General features: G+C 71.9%; 15 protein-coding genes, 2 tRNA genes and 1 riboswitch. Of the genes, 8 read left to right on the top strand and 9 right to left on the bottom strand.

Features of this window, described 5'->3' with window-relative positions; translation table 11 throughout:
* Window positions 1-12 precede the first annotated feature (12 nt).
* A riboswitch (TPP riboswitch) is annotated at window positions 13-122 on the top strand.
* The 4 genes from ACO0E1_RS03645 to ACO0E1_RS03630 all read left to right on the top strand — a co-directional run bounded on the left by ACO0E1_RS03645 (window position 119) and on the right by ACO0E1_RS03630 (window position 3,960).
* Entirely contained in the window at window positions 119-796 is a 678-nt protein-coding gene (locus ACO0E1_RS03645) for an ECF transporter S component (protein WP_422872941.1), read from the top strand. Its footprint overlaps the riboswitch before it by 4 nt.
* Window positions 793-2,583 (top strand): ABC transporter ATP-binding protein, encoded by a 1,791-nt coding sequence (locus ACO0E1_RS03640; protein WP_422872940.1) that lies wholly within the window; start codon window positions 793-795, stop codon window positions 2,581-2,583. Before ACO0E1_RS03645 ends, ACO0E1_RS03640 begins: the two co-directional genes overlap by 4 nt.
* Window positions 2,580-3,386, top strand: a complete 807-nt coding sequence (locus tag ACO0E1_RS03635; RefSeq protein WP_422872939.1) for an energy-coupling factor transporter transmembrane component T family protein — start codon at window positions 2,580-2,582, stop codon at window positions 3,384-3,386. Before ACO0E1_RS03640 ends, ACO0E1_RS03635 begins: the two co-directional genes overlap by 4 nt.
* Entirely contained in the window at window positions 3,379-3,960 is a 582-nt protein-coding gene (locus ACO0E1_RS03630; protein WP_422872938.1) for a nucleoside/nucleotide kinase family protein, read from the top strand. The genes ACO0E1_RS03635 and ACO0E1_RS03630 overlap by 8 nt, the downstream gene beginning before the upstream one ends.
* A 51-nt stretch (window positions 3,961-4,011) precedes the next feature.
* Here ACO0E1_RS03630 and ACO0E1_RS03625 read toward each other — a convergent pair whose 3' ends face one another.
* The 5 genes from ACO0E1_RS03625 to ACO0E1_RS03605 all read right to left on the bottom strand — a co-directional run bounded on the left by ACO0E1_RS03625 (window position 4,012) and on the right by ACO0E1_RS03605 (window position 7,533).
* Window positions 4,012-4,356: a metallopeptidase family protein gene (locus tag ACO0E1_RS03625; RefSeq protein WP_402729350.1), complete on the bottom strand. Its 345-nt coding sequence runs from the start codon at window positions 4,354-4,356 to the stop codon at window positions 4,012-4,014.
* 181 nt (window positions 4,357-4,537) lie between these two features.
* Window positions 4,538-4,613: transfer RNA gene (locus ACO0E1_RS03620), tRNA-His, on the bottom strand.
* A gap of 64 nt (window positions 4,614-4,677) precedes the next feature.
* The gene (gene orn / locus ACO0E1_RS03615) at window positions 4,678-5,316 is read right to left on the bottom strand and encodes an oligoribonuclease (RefSeq protein WP_422872937.1); all 639 of its coding nucleotides are present in this window, start codon (window positions 5,314-5,316) and stop codon (window positions 4,678-4,680) included.
* 535 nt (window positions 5,317-5,851) lie between these two features.
* On the bottom strand, window positions 5,852-7,090 hold the full coding sequence (locus ACO0E1_RS03610; RefSeq protein ID WP_422872936.1) for an MFS transporter: 1,239 nt from the start codon (window positions 7,088-7,090) through the stop codon (window positions 5,852-5,854).
* Complete coding sequence (locus ACO0E1_RS03605; RefSeq protein ID WP_422872935.1) at window positions 7,087-7,533, bottom strand: MarR family winged helix-turn-helix transcriptional regulator; 447 nt, start codon at window positions 7,531-7,533, stop codon at window positions 7,087-7,089. The genes ACO0E1_RS03610 and ACO0E1_RS03605 overlap by 4 nt, the downstream gene beginning before the upstream one ends.
* 61 nt (window positions 7,534-7,594) lie before the next feature.
* Here ACO0E1_RS03605 and ACO0E1_RS03600 point away from each other — a divergent pair, with 61 nt between their 5' ends.
* A complete protein-coding gene (locus ACO0E1_RS03600; RefSeq protein ID WP_281267309.1) occupies window positions 7,595-7,885 on the top strand; it encodes a hypothetical protein in 291 nt (96 codons plus the stop codon).
* Window positions 7,886-7,914: 29 nt separating this feature from the next.
* The gene (locus ACO0E1_RS03595; protein WP_422872934.1) at window positions 7,915-8,178 is read left to right on the top strand and encodes a thioredoxin; all 264 of its coding nucleotides are present in this window, start codon (window positions 7,915-7,917) and stop codon (window positions 8,176-8,178) included.
* On the opposite strand, the gene ACO0E1_RS03590 is transcribed toward ACO0E1_RS03595, so the two are convergent.
* From ACO0E1_RS03590 to ACO0E1_RS03580, 3 genes are read right to left on the bottom strand one after another with little or no spacing between them, the layout of a single operon-like run.
* Window positions 8,119-9,603 (bottom strand): DUF6716 putative glycosyltransferase, encoded by a 1,485-nt coding sequence (locus ACO0E1_RS03590; RefSeq protein ID WP_422872933.1) that lies wholly within the window; start codon window positions 9,601-9,603, stop codon window positions 8,119-8,121. The genes ACO0E1_RS03595 and ACO0E1_RS03590 overlap by 60 nt on opposite strands.
* Complete coding sequence (locus ACO0E1_RS03585) at window positions 9,600-10,472, bottom strand: N-acetylneuraminate synthase family protein (RefSeq protein ID WP_422872932.1); 873 nt, start codon at window positions 10,470-10,472, stop codon at window positions 9,600-9,602. Before ACO0E1_RS03585 ends, ACO0E1_RS03590 begins: the two co-directional genes overlap by 4 nt.
* The gene (locus ACO0E1_RS03580; protein ID WP_422872931.1) at window positions 10,469-11,275 is read right to left on the bottom strand and encodes an acylneuraminate cytidylyltransferase family protein; all 807 of its coding nucleotides are present in this window, start codon (window positions 11,273-11,275) and stop codon (window positions 10,469-10,471) included. The genes ACO0E1_RS03585 and ACO0E1_RS03580 overlap by 4 nt, the downstream gene beginning before the upstream one ends.
* An 83-nt stretch (window positions 11,276-11,358) precedes the next feature.
* Between ACO0E1_RS03580 and ACO0E1_RS03575 the strand changes: the two genes are divergently transcribed.
* Both ACO0E1_RS03575 and ACO0E1_RS03570 read left to right on the top strand, forming a co-directional pair.
* On the top strand, window positions 11,359-11,919 hold the full coding sequence (locus ACO0E1_RS03575; protein WP_422872930.1) for a P-loop NTPase family protein: 561 nt from the start codon (window positions 11,359-11,361) through the stop codon (window positions 11,917-11,919).
* A gap of 14 nt (window positions 11,920-11,933) precedes the next feature.
* Window positions 11,934-12,006, top strand: a tRNA-Arg gene (locus ACO0E1_RS03570).
* Window positions 12,007-12,068: 62 nt separating this feature from the next.
* On the opposite strand, the gene ACO0E1_RS03565 is transcribed toward ACO0E1_RS03570, so the two are convergent.
* Window positions 12,069-13,373, bottom strand: coding sequence for a hypothetical protein (locus ACO0E1_RS03565; protein ID WP_422872929.1), 1,305 nt, complete (start codon window positions 13,371-13,373; stop codon window positions 12,069-12,071).
* Window positions 13,374-13,409 lie beyond the last annotated feature (36 nt).

Below are 13,409 nucleotides of genomic sequence, written 5' to 3'. Positions count from 1 at the left end.
CGGTACACTGCTGGGACACACACGGGAGTCCGGGATCGCCGGGCTGAGAGGGAGCGAGTGGCGCTCCGACCGTCGAACCTGATCCGGGTCATGCCGGCGCAGGGAGGAGTACCAGCTGATGCCTTCGCGCACGCCGTCCACCGTCCGTACCGCTGCCACCGCGGCGGCTCCGTCGACAACGACGACCCCGAGGCGCTCGCTGCGCTGGCGGGTCGTGGACATCGTCGTCGCCAGCGTCCTCGCGGTGGCGGTCGGTGTCGTCTTCAAGCTCTGGGAGTTCGGCTACGAGCCGCTCTCCGCCGCGGTGGCGCTCCTGCTGCCCGGCACGCAGGCGCTCTTCGGTGGCGTGTGGCTCCTCGCCGGACCGATCGTCGCGATCATCGTGCGGAAGCCCGGTGCCGCGCTCTTCGCCGAGATCGTCGCCGCCAGCGTCGAGGCGCTCTTCGGCACGCAATGGGGGTGGAGCACGCTCGAAGCAGGACTCGCGCAGGGCCTCGGCGCGGAGCTCGTGCTCGCGCTGTTCCTGTACCGCGTCTACCGGCTGCCGGTGGTCGTCCTCGCCGGCGCCGCTGCCGGACTGGCGATGGGGATCAACGACACGATCCTCTGGTACCCGGGCCTCGACGCCGCGTTCAAGGCCGTCTACATCGTGTGCGGGACGATCTCCGGTGCGGTCATCGCGGGCGCCGGGTCATGGCTGATCGTCCGCGCGCTCGCCCGCACCGGAGTGCTGTCGTCCTTCGCCGCCGGCCGTGAGCACACGAAGCGGCGCTCTCGCCCGTCCACGGCGGCGTGACGGTGCCGGGCGCGCAGGCGGCCCGGATCGAGTTCCGAGACTGGGGCTGGCGGTACGCCGAGCGGGACGACTGGGCGGTCCGCGAGGTCGACCTCGTCGTCCAGCCCGGCGAACGGGTCGCGGTCGTCGGTGCCTCCGGCGCGGGCAAGTCGACGCTCCTGCGTGCCGTCGCCGCCGTGCTGCCCGACGAGCCGGACCCGGACGACGACTCCGCGGCGGCCGCGGAGGGCAGCGTGCTCGTCGACGGCGTGGCACCGGGGTCCGTCCGCGGACGCGTCGGGCTCGTCATGCAGGACCCGGAGGCGCACACCGTGATGTCCCGCATCGGGGACGACGTCGCGTTCGGGTGCGAGAACACCGGCGTCCCCCGAGGCGAGACCTGGGAGCGGGTCCGGTCGGCGCTCGACGTCGTCGGGCTCGACCTGCCGCTCGACCGGTCGACGACGATGCTCTCGGGTGGGCAGCGGCAGCGGTTGGCGCTCGCCGGGGTGCTCGCGATGCGTCCGGGAGCACTGGTGCTCGACGAACCCTGCGCGAACCTCGACCCGTCCGGAGTCCGACAGGTGCACGACGCCGTCCGGGCACTGCTCGACGAGACCGGCGCGACGATGCTCGTCGTGGAGCACCGGATCGGCACGTGGCTCGACCTGGTCGACCGGCTCGTGCTGCTCGAGCCGGGCGGCGGCGTGATCGCCGACGGCACGCCCGCCGACGTCCTCCGCACCCACGGCGATGCCTTGACCGCTGCCGGCGTGTGGGTCCCCGGTGCCGAACCCGCGCGCGGCTCCGCCCGAGCGCCCCATCCCGCGCCCGCACGAGCGGGCGAAATACCCGGGCCCGTCTCGGGGAGCACTCCGGTATTCCGCCCGCTCGACGAGGCGGGGACGAGCGCGCCCCCACGAGCGGGCGAAATACCCGGGTCGAGTGGGGAACCCACCCTGGCATTTCGCCCGCTCGACGAGAACGGGCGCGCGGCCGGGCGCGCGGCCGGGCGTGAGCCGGGGCTCGCGACGCGGCGCGCGACGGAGCGGGCGACGGAGCAGGACCTCCTCGTGGCGGAGGGGCTCGGCACCGCCCGGGGCAAGCGGCAGCGCGTGGGGAGCGGCATCGACCTCGACGTCCGCGCCGGCCGGGTCATCGCGATCACGGGCCCGAACGGCATCGGCAAGTCGACGCTCGGGCTGACCCTCGCGGGACTCCTCCGTCCCGCAGCGGGCATGCTCCGTGCCACCGGGACGCTCGCCCGCGACGCCGGCCCTGCGCCGCACTCCTGGTCGAGCCGCGAGCTCGCGGCCCGGATCGGCACGGTCTTCCAGGACCCGGAGCACCAGTTCGTCGCCCGCACGGTCCGCGAGGAGATCGCCGCCGGCCCGCATGCCCTCGGCATCCCGGACACCGCGGAGCGTGTGGGTGAGCTGCTCGATGCCTTCGGCCTGGCGCACCTCGCGGACGCCAACCCGTTCACGCTCTCCGGCGGTGAACAGCGGCGTCTCGCGATCGCCACGGTCGTTGCCACCCGGCCTCCGGTCGTCGTGCTCGACGAACCGACGTCGGGGCAGGACCGTGCGACGTGGCAGGCCGTGATCGACCGGCTCGGAGCGCTGGCGGACGCCGGGACCGCGGTGGTCGCAGTGACGCACGACCGGGACCTGGTGCGCGCACTCGACGCCGACGAGGTGGTCCTCACCGCGACGGGCGCGACACGCGCAGCCGAGACGCGCGCAACCGCAGCCGAGACACGCGCACACGCGCCCGCGACCAACGCGCCCACGGAGGTCACGACGTGACCACCTCGTCGACGCAACGCGCACAGCCGTGGCGGTCCGAGCCTCCCGTCCGGCCGCAACGCGGCATCCGCGCGGTCCAACCGGTGGCAGCGCTCCTCGGGGTCATCGGTCTCGGGATCTGTCTCGTGCTGAGCCTCGACGTCGTGTCGGCGGCGGTCGCCCTCGGTCTGGAGCTCGCCCTCCTTCCCCTCCTCCGGATCCCGGTCCGGACCCTGCTGCTCCGGACCTCGCCCGTTTTGATCGCCGTGCCCCTGACGGGCGTGAGCATCGCGTTGTACGGGAGGGCCTCCGGACGGGAGTGGTTCGACCTCGGCTTCGCCCACGTCACCGACGGGTCGCTCGTGCTCGCCGTGGCGACGATGCTGCGCGTGCTCGCGGTCGGGGTGCCGAGCATCGTGTTGTTCATCGGGATGGACCCCACGGACCTGGCCGACGGGCTCGCGCAGATCCTGCGGCTGCCCGCGAGGTTCGTGCTCGGGGCACTCGCAGCCATCCGGATGATGACCCTGCTCGGCGACGACTGGCGGCAGCTCGCGATGGCCAGGCGTGCCCGCGGGCTCGCTGACACCGGACGGATCCGGCGCGGTGCGTCGATGGCGTTCGCGCTGCTCGTGCTCGCGCTCCGTCGGGCGACGACGCTCGCGGTGGCGATGGAGTCGCGCGGGTTCGGCGCGCCCGGGAGGCGCACGTGGGCCCGCCCGGCCCGCTTCGGCGCACGGGAGTGGGCGATGGTGGCCGTGCTGGTCGGGATCGGGCTCGTCTCGATCGCGGCGTCGGTGGCCGTGGGGACGTGGCGTGTCTGAGGGGGTGCGTGGTGCTTCGGTCTCGGGTGCTTCCGTCGGCCTGGAGGCTCGGCTCGTCTCCGTCGCGTCCCTCGCCGACCGCGCACGGTCGGCTCCGCAGCCGTCCGGCCGCCGGTCCGTCGTCCTGGTCGACGGGCGCTCCGGGACCGGGAAGACCACGCTGGGGAACGCACTCGGGGAGTCGCTCGGGTGGCGGGTGGTCCACCTCGACGACGTCTACCCGGGGTGGGACGGGCTCCGTGCCGCGTCGACAGCCGTCGTGACGGAGGTCCTCGGCGAGGTGTCCGGCTACCGGCGGTGGGATTGGGGCCGCTCTGCACCGGCCGACTGGGTGTCGCTCGACCCTGCGGCGCCGCTCGTGATCGAGGGCTGTGGTTCGTTGTCCCGCGGCTCGGCACCGCTCGCGACGCTGCGGGTCTGGATGGACGCGGACGACGAGGTCCGGAAGCGGCGTGCTCTCGACCGGGACGGGGACGTGTTCGCGGCGGAGTGGGAGCGCTGGGCGCGGCAGGAGGATGCGTTCATCGCGTCGGAGGACCCCGTCGCACTGGCGGACGTCGTCCTGCGGTCCTGAGGGCCTGTCGCCGGTGGCTCGCGGCTGGTGGCCCGCGGACTGGTGGCGTCGCTACGCCCAGCCGAGTTCGTGGAGGCGCTCGTCGTCGATGCCGTACCAGTGGCCGATCTCGTGGACGAGCGTGGTGTGGACCTCGTCCCGGAGTTCCTCGATCGTGTCGCACTCGGCGAGGTGCTGCTTCCGGAACACCACGATGCGGTCGGGGAGCTCTCCGAAGCCGTACTGCCCGCGTTCGGTCTGTGCGACGCCGTCGTAGATGCCGAAGAGCTCGGAGCCGTCCTCGGGTTCGTCCTCCACGACGAACACGACGTTGTCGAGGCCGTCGACCATCTCGTCGGGCAGCAGGTCGAGTTCGTCGGTCACGAGCGCCTCGAAGGCCTCGGCGGACATCTCCATCACGCGTCCGATCGTGGCACACCCACCTGATCGCACCGCCGCCCGTCTTCGGTGCGGCACCCGCGTCTCGCGTTCGCGTCGCCGGAGGCGCGCTCGCCGCCGGAGGCGGCCAGACAAACACAGAAGGAGAACCCCGTTGCGACAGCAACAGGGTTCTCCTTCGACTGATCTTCATCAGCACTGGGGTGAGTAACGGGGCTCGAACCCGCGACCTCCTGGACCACAACCAAGCGCTCTACCAGCTGAGCTATACCCACCATGTGCACCGGTCAGGCCGGGCAACCACTCAATAGTAGTACATGCGAGCGGCCCCGCGGGACACTACTCGGCGGGCTGTGGAGCGAGCCGGGGCTCCCAAGCGGCGACGACCTCCGCCGCGACCGCATGGACGTCGTCCGTGCTCGGACCGGGCTCGGCGACGAAGCCCGCGCGACGGTAGTACTCGAGCTCGCGGATCGACTCGAGGATGTCCGCGAGGGCCCGGTGCCCGCCATGCTTCTCCGGCGCGTTGAAGTACACGCGCGGGAACCAGCGGCGGCAGAGTTCCTTGATGCTCGACACGTCGACGCTCCGGTAGTGCAGGTGTCCGTCGACGCGGGGCATGTACTTCGACAGGAACGAGCGGTCCGTGCCGATGGTGTTGCCGGCCAGGGGAGCGGTCCCCTCGGCGGGCACGTGGGCGAGGATGTACTCGAGCACCTGGTACTCGGCGTCCGCCAGGGAGACGCCGTTCGAAATCTCATCGATGAGGCCCGACGTGGTGTGCATGTTCGTCACGAACTCGTTCATGTTGTCGAGCGCGGACTGGTCCGGCTTGATCACGATGTCGAATCCGGGGTGCACGGGGTTCAGGTCGAAGTCGGTGATGACCACGGCCACCTCGACGAGTTCGTCGACCTCGAGATCGAGGCCCGTCATCTCGCAGTCGATCCAGACGAGGCGGTCATTCGCGGTTGCCATGCCCTCGATCCTATTCCCGGCACCACGGTGCCCTGGACGGGACGGTCTGGAGGCCGCTGCCGGTCCGCCGGGCGCCCGCCGCGCCTCCAGGCGGTCGCGTCCACTGCCCCCACCCACTCGCCACCCCGCCCCGCCAGCGCCCCGGAACGCCGAGCGGGCGGAATACCCGGGTGGCCGCGGTGGCGGACCGCGGTATTCCGCCCGCTCGACGGAGCGCGTGGACTGCGCTTGGCCGGCGCGTGCGCGAGCGGGTGAAATACCCGGGTGGCCGCGGTGGCGGACCGAGGTATTCCGCCCGCTCGGCGGAGCGCGCGCTGGGGAGCGGGCCCGATCACGCGAGCGGGCGAGATGCCCGGGTGTCGCCGAAGGCGGACCGCGGTATTTCGCCCGTTCGACGGAACGCGCGCTGGGGAGCGGGCCCGATCACGCGAGCGGGCGGAATACCCGGGTGGCCGCCGAGGCGGACCCGGGTACTTCGCCCGCTCGATCGCGCGCCGACCCCCGGCCCGGCTGGGACCCGCGCCCCGGCCCTGCCCTATGCCATCTCGCCCGCGGCGATGGCCTCGGCCTCGACGGGCTCCGGCTCGGCACCGTCGTCGACCCGCCGCAGCACCCGAGCGGTCACGAGGGTGACCACGAACGCGACGGCCACGGACGACCCCGCGAAGACGTACGCGGCGGACGGCGAGTACCCGTCGGCGAGCAGCGTCGCGACGGGCGGGGCGATCGCACCACCGATGAAGCGCACCGCGGAGTACGCACTCGAGGCGACCGACCGGGGGAGGTCAGTGGCCTCCATCACGCACTCGGTGAGCACGGTGTTCAGCACGCCCAGCACGAGTCCGCCGATGACCACGCAGATGATGAGCCCGACCTGCGAACGCACGACGATCGCAGCCGCGAACAGGTCGAGTGCGAGCAGCGGCAACGCGATGCGCAGCACCGTCGTCCGACGGAGACGAGCGGTGAGCATCGGGGCGACCCACACCGAGGTGATCGCCAGGCCGACACCCCAGCCGAAGAACGTGAACCCGATGCCGAGCGCCCCGAACCCGAGCGGGAACGGCGTGTAGGCGAGCAGGACGAAGAAGCCGATGTTGTAGAACAGCGCGGTCGCGGCGAGTGCTGCCAGCGCCGGACGACCCAGGGCGCGGAAGGGTGCGGAGAGCTTCGTCGGGACGGGCTTCTCGAGCCCGGAGGACTTCAGCATGACGGCCACGGCGACGAACGCGATCGCCATCAGCGTGGTGACGCCGAAGAACGGGCCGCGCCAGCTCACGGAGCCGAGGAGGCCACCGACGAGCGGGCCGATCGCGATGCCGAGGCCGAGCGCGGCCTCGTACAGGATGATCGCGGACGCCGTGCCACCCGATGCCGCCCCGACGATGGTCGCGAGCGCGGTCGAGATGAACAGCGCGTTGCCGAGCCCCCATCCCGCACGGAAGTCGATGATCGTCCACACGTTGTTCGACACGGCTGCGAGCACCGAGAACACCACGATGAGGGCGAGCCCGATCATCAGGGTGCGCTTGGCGCCGATCCGGCTGGAGACCCAGCTGGTGAAGAACATCGCGACGCCGGTCACCGCGAGGTAGCTCGTGAAGAGCAGCTCGGTCTGCGCGGCGGTCGCCTTGAGCGACGATGCGATGGCGGGCAGGATCGGGTCCACCAGGCCGATGCCCATGAAGGCAACGACACAGGCGAAGGCGATCGCCCAGACCGCCTTGGACTGTTTGAGGATGCTGCCGGACGATGCCGGTGCGTGCGCGTTCACGCGGTGATCTCCGTTCTGGTCCCCGTGGCGAGGGCCGATGCGATGAGGGCCGATGCCTCGTGCAGGATGTCCCACTGGTCGTCGTCGAGATCGGCGAACATCGGCCCGACCGTGCGGGTGAGCGTCGTGCGCCAGTCGGCGAGACGGACGCGACCCTCGGACGTGATCTCGATGAGCTGCCCGCGGGAGTCGTCGGGGTCGACGGTCCGCGAGATCAGGCCGTCAGCGAGCATGCCGGCGACGAGTCGGGTCATCGTGGGTTGGGAGACGCGGGACTGCTTCGCGAGTTCGCCGAGCCGGAGCGGCTGGTCGGACTCGAGGATGCCCAGCGTGCGCCAGACGGCCGACGACGTGGTGCTGCCGGCGGCCTGGGCGGCGACGCGGATCAGGCGGTTGACCGAGACGAGGAGGGTCTCGATCGTCTGCTCGCGCGTTGTTTCCATAGCTGAACTATATAGCGTTGCTATGTATCTTGCAACAGGGCGTCCCTGGTAGAAGTGATGAATGAGCGACATCACCATCGACGAAGGCAGCGAGTACACCGCGATCTTCCACCAGGGCCCCTTCGACGGGACCACGGACACCCGCACCGCGACGAGCGGTTCGGTGGACGACGAAGTGACGGTCTACGCGGACGTCGAGGGCCTCCAGACGGCCTTCACCTACCGGGCGACCGGCTCCCGCCACGTCCTCGACCAGATCTCCGTCGACTACACCTACGAGCCGGGCGAGTCCGACCCCGTGGACGACCTCGCCGACCGCGGCGACCGCAGCGGCGAGTTCGACCGGGAGTAGTCCGAGCCGCTTCGACGTTGCAGGATCACATGCAGCTCGACCTCTGGACCTCCGCCTTCTGCGCACCGTGCGCCGCCGCCCGCCGGGTGGCCGCCGACGCGGCACGGCTGGTCCCCGGGCTGACGGTGACCGAACGCGACGTCGCGGCACACCCCGACGACGCTGAAGACCTCGGCATCCGTTCGACCCCGACGATCATCGTGCGGGGCGAGGACGGAGCCGAGGTCTTCCGTTCACCCGGGGTCCCCTCCCGGGACCAGCTGCTGGTCGCGGTCGCGAAGGCGGTCGCCTGACACCCGGACTGGAGGCTCGGCTCGGCTCGCCGACGCCGCCGGGCTCTCGGACGGGGTCACCTCGGACATCCGTGGTGCGGTGGGTCCGTCGGCCTGCGTCCGCTGGGAGCGCGGTGCCCCGACGATCGTCGGCGCCGGCGGTCGGACCACACGCAGCACGCGACGCACGGCACGTTTCGCGCTCCTGACCGGCGCGCCGACGACGAGCGCTGCCGTACCGATCGCCGACCGGTCCGCGCTGCCGAGGGCGTTCTTCCGGTCCCAGGCACGGCGGAGTGCCCCACCACGACTGCGTCGGGCGCTCGGCCGGTCCGCCAGGGTGCCGGCGTCCCGTCGTAGCATCAACGCCTCGGCCCGTGTCACCCAGTCGTCGTCCGTCGCCGGGTGGAAGTAGTTGTCCGTCATCCACGCCGGTCGGACCCTGCCGAACCGGCCGTCGACGAGGTCGCCCGCGTCACCCTCGAGGCCGCTGCCGACGAACACCTCGTTGATCAACGGGCGGGAGACACCGAAGTCCGTCAGGGTCAGCGCCGGGATGCCCCGCGCGGCCGCCTCGAGCACGGCGGTGGAGCTGATCGTGACGAGCGCCACGGCGCGGTCGAGGTGCGCGGCCATCGGACCGGTCTCGACCACGAGGTTCGTCGGGGCGTCCGTCGGCAGCAGATCCGCGTACGGGAAGGCCTCGCGGTGTGTCTGCTGTTCGCCGGCGACCGCACGGGTCTTCAGCACCACACGCCACTCCGGGTGCCGGCGGGCGGTCTCCGCGAGCCACGCGACGACCTGCGCCCGATCGTCACGTGTGGCCGGGACGCTCGGCTGTGCGGCGAACACGACGGAGTCCGGTGCCACGGTCCGACGCGCCACGACGCCGGGGCGGGCGAAGGGCAGCGTGGCCAGGGCGAAGTGCGGCTCGACACCGTTCTCCGTCGCGAGGGCGTCGTACTCGCGGACCTCGCGGTGGCTGTGCAGCACGAACAGGTCGGCGCGGGCTCGGGAGAACACGCCCTTCCACTTCGCGGGGAAGGAGATACCAGGGAGCCCTGTCAGCAGGACGGGCCGACGGGGGACCGTGCGGTGGACCAGGTCGACGAGGAGTTCCGCGACCGGGCCGATCACCGAGACCAGGACCGCGTCGGGCTCGGTCAGTCGGACGTGGTCGACGACGGCGTCGACCTCGAGCGGTGCCGGGGGAGCCGATGCCAGGTGGGCCAACCGACCGTCCAGACCGCGGAACGCCGAACGGAGCTGTGCCGGGCTCGCGGTCCGCGGGGTGTCCACCACGAGGAGCTCGAGCGACCAGTTCTCGGGGGCCGCGGCGAGCAGGTGACTGCCCCACTTCGCGAACGAGTCGGTGTCCACGATCCCGACCACGTGCCTCCCGGCCGTGTCCCCGGACCCGCGCACGACGCTCGACGCTGGGGTCACGCGTCCACGCGGCGGAGCTTCGCGAGCGGGGCGAGCTCGCCGGGCATGACCCGCTTGACGCCGTCGCCGAGGGCGGTCTCGATGATCCTGACGTCGCGCGCGAGGGTCTGCAGGCCGTGCGGCTCGAGCGACGCGGCGTGGTCGGAGCCCCACATCGTGCGGTCGAGCGTGATGTGGCGCTCGAGGGCGGTGGCGCCCAGGGCGACCGCCGCGATCGAGATCTGCAGGCCGGGCTCGTGTCCCGAGTACCCGATGGGAACGCCGATGTAGCGCTGTGCGAGGGTGTCGATCATGCGGAGGTTCGCCTCCTCCGCGGGCAGCGGGTACGTCGAGGTCGCGTGCATGAGGACGAGCCGTTCGGTGCCGAGCGCCTCGACCGCGCGGTCGATCTGCTCCAGCGTGGACATCCCGGTCGACAGGATCACGGGCTTGCCGGTCGCTGCCACCGCGTGCAGCAGGCCGAGGTCGGTGACCGACGCGGAGGCGATCTTGTACGCGACGACGCCCAGGTCCTCGAGGAAGTCCACGCTCGGCTCGTCCCACGGCGACGCGAACCAGTCGAGGCCGCGCATCGTCGCGTGGTCGCCGATCTCGATGTACTGGTCGCGGTCGAACTCGACGCGGTAGCGGTACTCGAGGTAGGTCATCTCGCCCCACGGCGTGCTGCGCGGGGTGTGCTTCATGTGCTCGGGCGTGGAGATCTCCGGCGTCCGCTTCTGGAACTTCACGGCCTGCAGCCCCGCGTCGGCGGCGACGTCGACGAGCCGCTTCGCGACGTCCACGTCGCCGTTGTGGTTCAGGCCGATCTCGCCGATCAGGTACGCGGGGTGGCCGGCGCCGATGGTGGACGTGCCGATGCTGACGGTCATGGTGCTCCGTTCGTGGTGGTGGCTTCGCGTTCTTCGCGTGCGGTGCTTGCGGTGCTCGCGTTTCGTGCGGTGCGGTCGAGCCGGGGTGCGAGGGCGTCGGCGAGCGCGAGGTCCGTCTCGTCGTCGATGTCGATCGCGCCGGCCGGGTCGACCGGCACGATCTCGACGCGCCCGAAGAACCGGTGCCGGTGCTGCCGGAACCCTTCGACGCGCATCGCGTAGAGGGCGCCGGTCTCGCGGTACTCGGGTGCTCGGTCCTGGCGTCGGGGGCGCGTCGCCGCGTCGTGGTTCACCGCGACCGCACGTCCGTCGGGGTCGGTGCGCCACAGGAACGCGTGCGACGGCGTCGCGGCGAACACCGAGTCCGCGTGGTGGTCGAGGATTCGTTCCACTGCGGCGTCGAGGTCGGCCGGGTCGATGAACGGTGACGTCGCCTGGACGAAGAGCAGGACCTCGGGGGTGTCGCCGGCGGCCTGGAGCTCGTCGAGTGCGTGCAGCAGCGCGGACTCGGAGCTGGCGCCGTCGTCGGCGAGGTCGGCGGGGCGTCGGACGATGCGTGCACCGGCCGCCACCGCCTCGGCAGCGATCGCGTCTCCGTCGGTGGAGACCACCACGGCGTCAACGCGGCGGGCGCGCGACGCAGTCTCGACGGCGCGACGGATGAGCGAGCGGCCGGCGACTGGGCGGAGGTTCTTCCCCGGGATGCCCTTCGAGCCCGCGCGCGCAGGGATGACCGCGACGACGCGCATGCTGCTGGCGCGCTCGGTGCTGGCGGGCGTGCCGCCTGCGCGCTCGGTGCTCATGTCGGCACGCTACGGAGACGGTGTTGCCGGGAGGCGAACGGCGGGGGAGCGTCCGGGGAACGGCGGATTGCTAGGGTCGACGGGTGCTCGGAGCCGATGACGTCCTCGACCCGCCGCCACGTCGTGTCCTCGTCGCCGGTGTGACCGGCGTCGGCAAGACGACCACGGCCGGTCGGATCAGCCGCCGGCTCGGACTTCCGCACACCGAGATCGACGCCCTGTTCCACGGACCCGGCTGGGTGCCGCGTCCGAGCTTCGAGGCGGACGTCGAGGCGTTCACCGCCGAACCCGCCTGGGTCACCGAATGGCAGTACCACCAGGTGCGACCGCTCCTCGTCGAGCGCGCCGACACCTTGGTCTGGCTCGACCTGCCCGTCCTCGTCGCGCTCTTGCGGCTCGTGCGTCGGACCGTCCGTCGACGAGCCCGTCGGATCGAGCTCTGGAACGGCAACGTCGAGCCGCCGCTGTGGACCGTCCTGGTGAACCGGGACCACATCATCCGGTGGGGGCTCCGGACGCGCAGGAAGATGCAGGCCCAGGTCCCACCGCTCGAGGACACAGCATCCCACCTGCGCATCGTCCGACTCCGATCGCAGGCCGAGGTCGACGCGTGGGTCCACCGGCTGCCCCGACCCTCGGAATAGAATCGGAGTCGTCCGCCTCCGTAGCTCAGTGGATAGAGCAGGTGGTTTCTACCCACCGTGCCGCGGGTTCGATTCCTGCCGGGGGCACCGACGACGAAGGCCGCCATCCGTTCGGATGGCGGCCTTCGTGTGGTGGAGGGCGGTGACGGCTACTCGTCGTCCTCGGCGCGGCGACGCAGCTCGTTGGCGCTGATCGGCTGCGTGTACGGCGCCTCTGCCGTCTCGTCCGCGTCCGCGGGTTCCACCGGGGCGTCGGCGATCCGGGTGGGGATCGACGTCGTGTTCGCGGGGCCGGCGGCATCGACGGGACCGTCGGTGAGGTTGCCGGCGTCACGCTGCGTGTCCGTCTCGCGGGGCGAGGACTGCGGTCGGAGCGGCGACACCGGCTGCTCGTCGACGACGTCGGCGTTGTCCGCGTCGACGTCGTTCGAACCGCGTGACGGGGACACCGGCGTGCCGGGAGCCCCGGGCGTGCCGGGAGTCCCCGACGTGCCGGGCGCCCCGGGCGTACCGGGAGTCCCGAGTGCCGGACGGATCGGTGTCGGCGCCGGCTGGTCGTCACCGTACGGGCGGGTGAGTCCGTCACCGAACGAGCGGGTCGCGCCGTCCGTGATCGGCGTCGTGGCGTTCGGGTCGGTGCCGCGCGTCGCGGTGTACGCGGCGGCGCCTGCAGTGCCAGCGGCTGCAGTGCCAGCGCCTGCGTTCGCGGTGGTGCCCGGCGTGCCGGCGGCTGCCGTGCCCGCGGCTGCCGTGCCGGCGGCTGCTGGGGCAATGGGGCCCGCGGTCGCGGACGCGGGCTGCGCGGCGGGCGTGGTCGGGCCTCCCGTCCGCTGCGGCGCAGGCCGCAGGGAGGTGGTCGTCGGCGTCGGGGCCGGCGTCGGCTCTGGCGCGCGCTTGCCGCTCGCCTGGTCGGCGCTCCAGTCCTGCTGACGCTTGATCAGGTCGGCGTCGGGATCGGGCGACTCGAACTTCCAGCGCTCGAGGTCGTACTTGAAGAGCTTGCGTGCCTTGCCGGGCCGGGACTGCCACTCGAGCAGCCGGTCGCGGAACTCGGCGAGGGACTGCTCCGCCTGGAAGCTGAACGTCGAGGAGTTCTTCTTGATGTCGGCGATCTCGTGCTGCGCCCAGTTCGCGGCGAGCGGCGCACCGTTGATCGGCAGCAGGCGGAGACGGATGTCGGCGTCCTCGGCGAGGTGGTCCGCGTACCCGCGCTCGTCGTGACCGAGGGAGCCCCACGACGCAGCCTTGCGGGCCGCCGAGATGATCGCTGCGACGGCGGCGTTCTTGGCTTCCCGCTCCTGCAGGCTCACCACGCGCTTGGTCGCACCGCGTCCGATGAGGGCCGCGACGACACCGGCCACGACGATCGCCACGAAGGGGATCAGCGCTCCGGAGATCACCCGCCACCCCGTGTCCGACGAGGTCCAGTCGAGAAGGTCGTTCCACCAGTCCATGCGCGCACCATACTCACGAGTCGGTCGGTTCCAGGG

Source organism: Curtobacterium guangdongense (genome assembly GCF_049341845.1).
Classification (GTDB): domain Bacteria; phylum Actinomycetota; class Actinomycetes; order Actinomycetales; family Microbacteriaceae; genus Curtobacterium; species Curtobacterium guangdongense.
The sequence above is the reverse complement of the archived record's forward strand: the minus strand, read 5'-3'. Positions and strand labels throughout refer to the sequence as shown.

Coding starts and splice junctions, on each gene's coding strand:
- ACO0E1_RS03645 (WP_422872941.1), top strand. CDS start 119: ATGCCTTCGCGCACGCCGTCCACCGTCCGTACCGCTGCCACCGCGGCG.
- ACO0E1_RS03625 (WP_402729350.1), bottom strand. CDS start 4,356: ATGGAGATGTCCGCCGAGGCCTTCGAGGCGCTCGTGACCGACGAACTC.
- orn (WP_422872937.1), bottom strand. CDS start 5,316: ATGGCAACCGCGAATGACCGCCTCGTCTGGATCGACTGCGAGATGACG.
- ACO0E1_RS03605 (WP_422872935.1), bottom strand. CDS start 7,533: ATGGAAACAACGCGCGAGCAGACGATCGAGACCCTCCTCGTCTCGGTC.
- ACO0E1_RS03600 (WP_281267309.1), top strand. CDS start 7,595: ATGAGCGACATCACCATCGACGAAGGCAGCGAGTACACCGCGATCTTC.
- ACO0E1_RS03595 (WP_422872934.1), top strand. CDS start 7,915: ATGCAGCTCGACCTCTGGACCTCCGCCTTCTGCGCACCGTGCGCCGCC.
- ACO0E1_RS03585 (WP_422872932.1), bottom strand. CDS start 10,472: ATGACCGTCAGCATCGGCACGTCCACCATCGGCGCCGGCCACCCCGCG.
- ACO0E1_RS03580 (WP_422872931.1), bottom strand. CDS start 11,275: ATGAGCACCGAGCGCGCAGGCGGCACGCCCGCCAGCACCGAGCGCGCC.
- ACO0E1_RS03565 (WP_422872929.1), bottom strand. CDS start 13,373: ATGGACTGGTGGAACGACCTTCTCGACTGGACCTCGTCGGACACGGGG.